The following is a 6,796-nucleotide window of genomic DNA, read 5'->3' as shown; positions in this document are numbered from 1 at the left end:
ATGAGAACGATACCAAAACAATTGCGAAATACCACGGGCGTAGATAAACGTGAACGGTATAGTCATTTTCGTAAACAGCAGTAAGAGCGATTCCGTACTTGGAGGGGTATTCAAAACGTGAAAATGCAGATATTTTTGCGACCGGAGATATTTTGTCCTTGACAAAAGCCTTCTAATGAGTGAACCCGCGAATGCAGTTTCCAGTGCCATTACGTACCCAATCATATACTTCACTATGTTCAGTACAAGGTTTGAGAACGAGCTGTGCTTCAGTGGTTTAATAGATTACGCAGAATAGTTACATTTTTTATACCAGAAAATGCTTTGTTTCCCCTATAATACTCTCAATACATTGGATGTTTCTTATCAGGAAACTCAATAGAAATTACTGATTGTTTAAATCCCCTTATGTTTACTTACAACAAAGACACCTTTCTTAATATTAACAAAATCATCTTCTCCAGCCTTGATATTCGTGAAGTTTATCAGACGATGAGCAATGAACTGTCAAAAATAATTGATTTTGACAGATTAACCATCACACTTATAACCGAGGATAATAATTTATACGAAGCATTTGTGGTTCAATCAAAAACGCATGAAGATACCTACATCAAAGAAGGCGATTTGTACCCCATGAAAGACAGCCTCATGGAAAAGGTAGTGCAATCCCGCAAACCCGTAATAGTGGACGATACCGCCAAAAGCCAATTTGCAACGGACGTCTTTTTGTTTAAGGAGGGCATTCGATCAAGACTTGGTTTTCCGCTTGTTTACAAAGGATGCATAATGAAACATCAAAAACTGTTTCATATCGATGAGAAAAAATATCCGATCGAATTCAAAGAACGCATAATAGGCAGCATAAATTTTGGCAGCAGGCAGAAGCAACATTATTCGAAAAAGCATGTGGATTTTGTGTCAAAAATTGCACCGCAATTAGCCATGGCAATTGAAAATACACGGCTTTTTAACAGAATCAAGGATGCGGAAGAAAAATATAGAAATGTAGTCGAAAGTTCCCCTGACATTATTTTTGAATGCACAAGCGACGGCAAATTCTTTCTGATAAATCCTTCCGTAGAAAAAATACTGGGTTACTCCGTGCATTACTTCTATGATGCGGGCAGTTCCATACTTTCTCTATGCCACGCGGATGACCAGGGGCAGGTGCAGCGCGAAATTCTTCAGTTATTTCATGGCGAGAAGAACTCCTTGATGGATTTTGAATTTAGAGTTGTCCACAAAAAAGGCAACATTGTATGGCTGTCTCTGGAAGCAATCCCCATCAAACAGGATAATAAAATAATTGGCATCGAAGGGTTTTGCCGGGATATTACCGATAGGAAAAAACTGGATGAGTTGAAAAACAGTTTGATCCGTGACGTTACGCATGAACTAAAAACCCCTGTTGCCAAAATGGAAATGGCAATTGACATGTATTGGCGTTCTTTTGCAATAGAAAGTGAATCTCCAGGGGAAAAAGAACTACATCTTTACAATCTTCTTCAAAACAATGTGAGCCGTTTGAAAAACATTATCAGAAATGTGCTCGACATATCTAGGCTGGAATCGGGAGTAGAACGTTTAAATATATCCGATTTCACCTTCGTCGAATTGGTGGACCAGGTTATCCACGAATTAAACCCTATCGCTATACAAAAAGACAATAAAATAACACATCAAATACCTCCCGCCATTATTTTGAAAGCCGACCGGGAAAAAATGTATTATTTACTTGTTAATCTGGTCGGAAACGCAATAAAATTTACCAGTCATGGCCGGATCGATATATCGTTCATGATAACGCCCAACGGCTTTGAAGTGTCCGTAAAAGATACAGGAAAGGGGCTGAACGAAGAAGCAATTAAGCATGCGTTTGACAAATTTTATAAGGAAACCCCTTCCATACCAGGGTCCGGAATAGGCCTTGCAATAAGCAAAAACATTGTCGAATTACATAATGGCTGTATTTGGGCTGAATCTGGCGGCAAAGGAAAAGGGGCAAAATTTACCTTCAGATTGCCCACATGCCATCTGATGAAACAATCAACTTAGTGGTTTATCGTTTTTAAAGGAAGGTACATTATGAAAGATTTATTAATTGTAGAAGACGATCCTGAAATGCAGGAATTTTACAGGGATATGTTGAAAGGCGAACAATTCTCGGTCACGTATGTTTCAGACGGAGAAGAAGGTCTCAAAGAAATGAAGGGTAAAAAATATGACTTGGTAATACTGGATATTCTGATGGAAAATATTACAGGCGACAGGTTGTTTTCCTTGTTAAGGAAAGACAAACATTATAAAGAGGTACCCGTGATCATGGCGTCTTCATTAGACAAACAAGCATATCAATGCTTCCAGGCGCTGGGGAAGGTATCATTCCTGGAAAAACCATTCACAAAAGAAATGTTGATAGCCGAGATAAACAAGTATTTATAGCAAAAAGCCCTACTCCCGGGAAAATCCAAAACAGTCCTCAGTCGGCAATCCTCAATCCTCTGTCCTAAATCTTGCAATCTGCAATTTGCCAACTGTAGACTGTAGATTGCCGACTGCATAATGTACTAACGTGAAGGAGAAATTGCACTGAAAGCAGTATTAGTTCATTTATCTGGCAGCCGTCGTGGAAAAACAGAAGTATTTTCTTCCGATAAAATAACTATCGGCGCCGATGCATCAAATGAAATTGCCTTTGATGCAAAAAAAGATACAAACATCTCCGCTTTTCATGCTGAAATACTACGGAAAGAATGTGAGTATCTGTTAATCGACAAAGGAAGCTTAAAAGGCACGCTGGTTAATCATAGAGTAATTAGCGAAATGGCACTTAAAGACGGTGATTTAATCGAATTTGGAGCAGGCGGGCCAACGGTGCGATTCCGTATAAAAATGGATGAAGATGATATTTGCAAACAATGGTCTGAAATATTGGAAGACTCTTTAGAGATTGCTCTTACTTCAAAGAAGGGGCGTTTCAACACTGCAACGGGATTTTTTAAACAACTTTTATGGGAGATTTACACCCAAATATCGCACCATATCAAATTGCGTATTATTTTAACACTGGTTGTCTTTTCCGGTATTGTGATCGCATATTTTTTTGTTCAAAATATCAAATTAACACAAACCGTCGAAAAGGTGAAAATGCTAGAACTCGAAAGGTCTATTGCAGAAAACATAATAAAAAAGTATACTAACGGCGTTTGCCTTATTCAGGGAGCCTTTTCCTATTATGATGAAGAAACTGGTGAACCGCTTTTTATGATGGGAAGAAGGACCGGGATAAATGAATATACCGGCACTGGTTTTTTAGTTAGCGAAGAAGGCCTGATCATAACCAATCGTCATATTGCCGAACCATGGTGGGAACTTGATACTTTCTCTGCGCCACAGTTAGATCCGGGGGTAAAACCTAAGTTTGTAGTATTCAGGGCGTTTTTCCCAGGAATCAAAGAACCGTTCCCCCTGACGGTGGAAAAGGTTTCAGATGAAGTGGATGTAGCATTGCTTCGCATAAATACCGGTGGCATAAATATTCCGGTGCATGAATTAGATACAACAGACAAGGGAGCCGTTGTGGGAGAACCAATATTACTACTGGGATATCCTGCGGGAATAAAGGCCATTTTTGCAAAGATGGATCCGGAACTGGTAAGACAATTTATTCACATCCCTTTTATTCAGTTAGTTCAGGAACTTTCCAATTTCGGCTTTATAAAACCCCTTGCCACTCAAGGACATTTAAGTGATATTATGGAAAACAGACTGGTATATGATGCCCAAACAACGGTTGGCGGAAGCGGCGGTCCTATATTTAATAAAAAAGGGCTGGTTATCGGAATTAATTATGGGATATTTCCTGGATTCAGAGGATCCAATTTTGGCGTTCCAATACGTTATGGATTATCTCTTCTCAAAGAAGTTTCCAAAAGTGTAAAGGATAAAAAAAAATGAGGCGATTTTCTTCCTATTTGTATAAAAAAACAGGTATTTCAGCATTTTTTATCTTTTTACGAATGGCGAATTATGCCTTCATTGTTTTTTTAATTTCCATATTCGTATTATTATCGCAGCATTCATTTGCCCATTCCGACGGGGCGCCCCTGGCAAATGTAGGCGCTGCGACAACCAAAGACGGCTGGATTCTTTATGCTCCCGCCTTTTCTACATGCAACATTCTGGGATGCCATTACCAATATACCGTGGGTTCGGGTAAGGGCAAATTTATGTTATTTGTTTTAGATGAGTGTGAACCGGGAGAAATTATTGATATTCTGGTTTCGTTTAAAAAAACGGATACGTATTATCATGGCTTTCAAATTGCAGCGCAAGACAGGTATTTTAACCGATTAGTGGGCAATTTTATTAACGTCGGTGACGACGACGATACACAAGTGGAAGCGGGCGGCCTTTACGCAACTCATACGAAAAAAGGCACAAACCAAAAATACTGGCATGTAAAATGGCAGGCACCGCCCGAAGAGTTCTGGGTCGCCAATCCCGTCAGATTCTTTGCCATTGGATTGGAAGCTGACAATGACGGCACTGCTATGGGAGATTATGTGTACAGCGCAACAAGGAATATTGTTGTTAGATCCAGAAAATTTCGCAATATGCAAATGCAACAATTAAGAAGGGAGTAATTTTTTGAAACGGAGATATTTTTCTGTTGTATTACTGTTACTGACTATGTTTTGCTTCATGCATACATCATATGCATCTACGCTTGATTTTTCATGGACTGCGCCAAAGACATATGTGCATAATGCAGGGACAAAAGGGGAGTTGCACTATATTGTCTGGTTTTATAACTTAAAGAATACTATCGGGAAAACAATCATGGTGCCCATAGATGTATTTATGAAAACGGATACAGGAGAAGAATATGCCGACGCATATTATCCGGAACTTGTAGATTACATTAAAGAATTAGACGAGGATTTTTACGAAGGAAAGAAATATCAGTATGCCGCAATTGCAAAAGGGGAATTAGCGCCGGATACAACAAAACATTGTATCGCAATGTTCGAGGATATAGCGCCACAGGCAAAACAAGTTGAAATCTTTGTAACGGGCATATTGCATTTTTTCTTATGGCGACAGAAAATGGTCGATTATTCTTATAAAATTACGTATAAAAAAGAAAGGGATCAATGGAAATTGATTGAACATGGCATGAGCAAGGAGTGTGTTGGGGTCACGCCTTGAACACCATGCTTAAACTTACGGCAAATACTACCCCAATACCCTAATTATCCAGTCCGCCTTAGTTACCCGCCCAGTTGTTATTAAAAAGTTGAGGTGTACCCTGGATTTGCGTCCGCCGATTCTTTATCTTGATGATATAGAAGTGCAAAGGAAAAAAGGAAGGAATGTCGCCATTGTAAAAGGAACGGTCGTGGATGATCATGACATAAAAAGTCTCTCTATAAATAATACGGTTGTTCCGCATGGCGATGAAAAGGAGGTACATTTCCAGCAGGAAATAATTTTAGAGGAAGGAAACAATGTATCATTCAGGGTGACAGACGTTGCCGGAAATGAAACAAGCGGAGAGCAAAAATTGACGGTAAAGGCTTCGCTCTGGCCTTAAGATAAATGGAGTGAAATTAAATTTACGCAAAATACCACAATCAACAAACCCGTTTTGCTTGCCGCAACCAGGCTAAGCGGATCCCTTATCAATACGTTTCTCGCCTATCAAACCGCCGTTGCGCCTGATACAAAAAACAATACTTCGTCTCAAATCAAAGGCGAAGATATATCTTCACCGATTATTCGCAGCAGCATAAAGCCGTGCATCGTGTACGATAAAAACTTTTTCTTTAGCGGAGAGGCGCATGATGACAGCGGCATTGAAAAATTGTTTATTAACGGGGAAGCCATAGACATCAGGCCTGGCAAGCATGTATTCTTCAATCATTTCCTCAAACTCAATGAAGGGGAAAATACCGTTACGGTGAGGGCAATTGACGCAGAAGGCAACGAAGCCGCACTTTTTCCGGTTGTTATTGAGAAAAAACCTTTGAATTATTTGATATGGAAGCCAGGCTTACCATTTCCTTGCTCCCGTTGAGAACGTATTCTGGAGCATCCAGATACTCCGTGGCATTGCAGCCGCTGCAGTCATCTGCACACAAGGGAGTACCGGCAGAACGGCTTTACGCCAAACTCCTCAATGCCTTCGATGAGGACTCTAAAAGGTTTAATTTTGTAGAAAGAGATCAGACAAAATTGCTGGAAATACTAAAGGAACAAAAAATCAGCAACTCTGAACTGGCGTCGCCGGATACCGCCATTAAGATCGGGAAAATACAGGCGGCGGAAGGCATGCTCTTTGGTTTCGGTTGAGGAAAATGACAAAGGAATAAATGTCACATTGCGGCTTGTGGATACTGAAACAACGCAAATACTGGCGAATACGGATGTTTACGACGAAGATAAAAATGATAAAAACATTAATTGGCTCATGTACGGCCTTGCGTTAAAAATGAAACAGCAGTTTCCGATGACGCAGGGAGAGGTCATACACGTCTCAGGAAAGGGATTTCATGTGAACGCAGGCGCAAACCACGGGCTTTCAATAGGGATGAAATTGCTGGTTTTCAGGGAAATAAATGTGGGGAATTTCAGGATAAAAGAACCCCTGGAGGTAATCGCACGCGTTGTCTATGTGCAGCCGGATACGTCTTTCGTCAAAATTACCACGGCAAAAGACTCTGTAGATATAATGAAGGATGATATGGTGATTACGAAATAGGATGGAAGAAAATCAGGGATAATGGCGGAA

General features: G+C 40.1%; 10 protein-coding genes. 9 read left to right on the top strand and 1 reads right to left on the bottom strand.

Features of this window, described 5'->3' with window-relative positions; genetic code table 11:
- Positions 1–210 (bottom strand): hypothetical protein (locus QZT26_RS07420; RefSeq protein WP_295101445.1); only part of this gene is annotated, 210 nt, incomplete at its 3' end.
- Between the two features lie 198 nt (positions 211–408).
- Here QZT26_RS07420 and QZT26_RS07415 point away from each other — a divergent pair.
- The 9 genes from QZT26_RS07415 to QZT26_RS07375 all read left to right on the top strand — a co-directional run bounded on the left by QZT26_RS07415 (position 409) and on the right by QZT26_RS07375 (position 6,766).
- Positions 409–2,058 carry an ATP-binding protein gene (locus QZT26_RS07415; protein WP_099324533.1) on the top strand — a complete coding sequence of 550 codons (1,650 nt, stop codon included), beginning with the start codon at positions 409–411 and terminating at the stop codon, positions 2,056–2,058.
- A 30-nt stretch (positions 2,059–2,088) separates the two neighbouring features.
- The gene (locus tag QZT26_RS07410) at positions 2,089–2,445 is read left to right on the top strand and encodes a response regulator (RefSeq protein ID WP_099324534.1); all 357 of its coding nucleotides are present in this window, start codon (positions 2,089–2,091) and stop codon (positions 2,443–2,445) included.
- Between the two features lie 141 nt (positions 2,446–2,586).
- A complete protein-coding gene (locus tag QZT26_RS07405; protein ID WP_320409735.1) occupies positions 2,587–3,960 on the top strand; it encodes a trypsin-like peptidase domain-containing protein in 1,374 nt (457 codons plus the stop codon).
- Positions 3,957–4,649 carry a Reeler domain-containing protein gene (locus tag QZT26_RS07400; RefSeq protein ID WP_295101444.1) on the top strand — a complete coding sequence of 231 codons (693 nt, stop codon included), beginning with the start codon at positions 3,957–3,959 and terminating at the stop codon, positions 4,647–4,649. Before QZT26_RS07405 ends, QZT26_RS07400 begins: the two co-directional genes overlap by 4 nt.
- 58 nt (positions 4,650–4,707) lie before the next feature.
- Positions 4,708–5,214 (top strand): hypothetical protein, encoded by a 507-nt coding sequence (locus tag QZT26_RS07395; RefSeq protein ID WP_157820419.1) that lies wholly within the window; start codon positions 4,708–4,710, stop codon positions 5,212–5,214.
- A gap of 106 nt (positions 5,215–5,320) precedes the next feature.
- A complete protein-coding gene (locus QZT26_RS07390) occupies positions 5,321–5,599 on the top strand; it encodes a hypothetical protein (RefSeq protein ID WP_099324538.1) in 279 nt (92 codons plus the stop codon).
- 54 nt (positions 5,600–5,653) lie between these two features.
- Positions 5,654–6,082 (top strand): hypothetical protein, encoded by a 429-nt coding sequence (locus QZT26_RS07385; RefSeq protein WP_164994555.1) that lies wholly within the window; start codon positions 5,654–5,656, stop codon positions 6,080–6,082.
- Positions 6,046–6,357: a CsgG/HfaB family protein gene (locus QZT26_RS07380; protein ID WP_164994554.1), complete on the top strand. Its 312-nt coding sequence runs from the start codon at positions 6,046–6,048 to the stop codon at positions 6,355–6,357. Before QZT26_RS07385 ends, QZT26_RS07380 begins: the two co-directional genes overlap by 37 nt.
- The gene (locus QZT26_RS07375; RefSeq protein ID WP_099324541.1) at positions 6,344–6,766 is read left to right on the top strand and encodes a hypothetical protein; all 423 of its coding nucleotides are present in this window, start codon (positions 6,344–6,346) and stop codon (positions 6,764–6,766) included. Before QZT26_RS07380 ends, QZT26_RS07375 begins: the two co-directional genes overlap by 14 nt.
- The last annotated feature ends 30 nt before the right edge of the window (positions 6,767–6,796 follow it).

The organism is uncultured Candidatus Kuenenia sp., assembly GCF_900696675.1.
GTDB lineage: Bacteria > Planctomycetota > Brocadiia > Brocadiales > Brocadiaceae > Kuenenia > Kuenenia stuttgartiensis_A.
The sequence above is the reverse complement of the archived record's forward strand: the minus strand, read 5'-3'. Positions and strand labels throughout refer to the sequence as shown.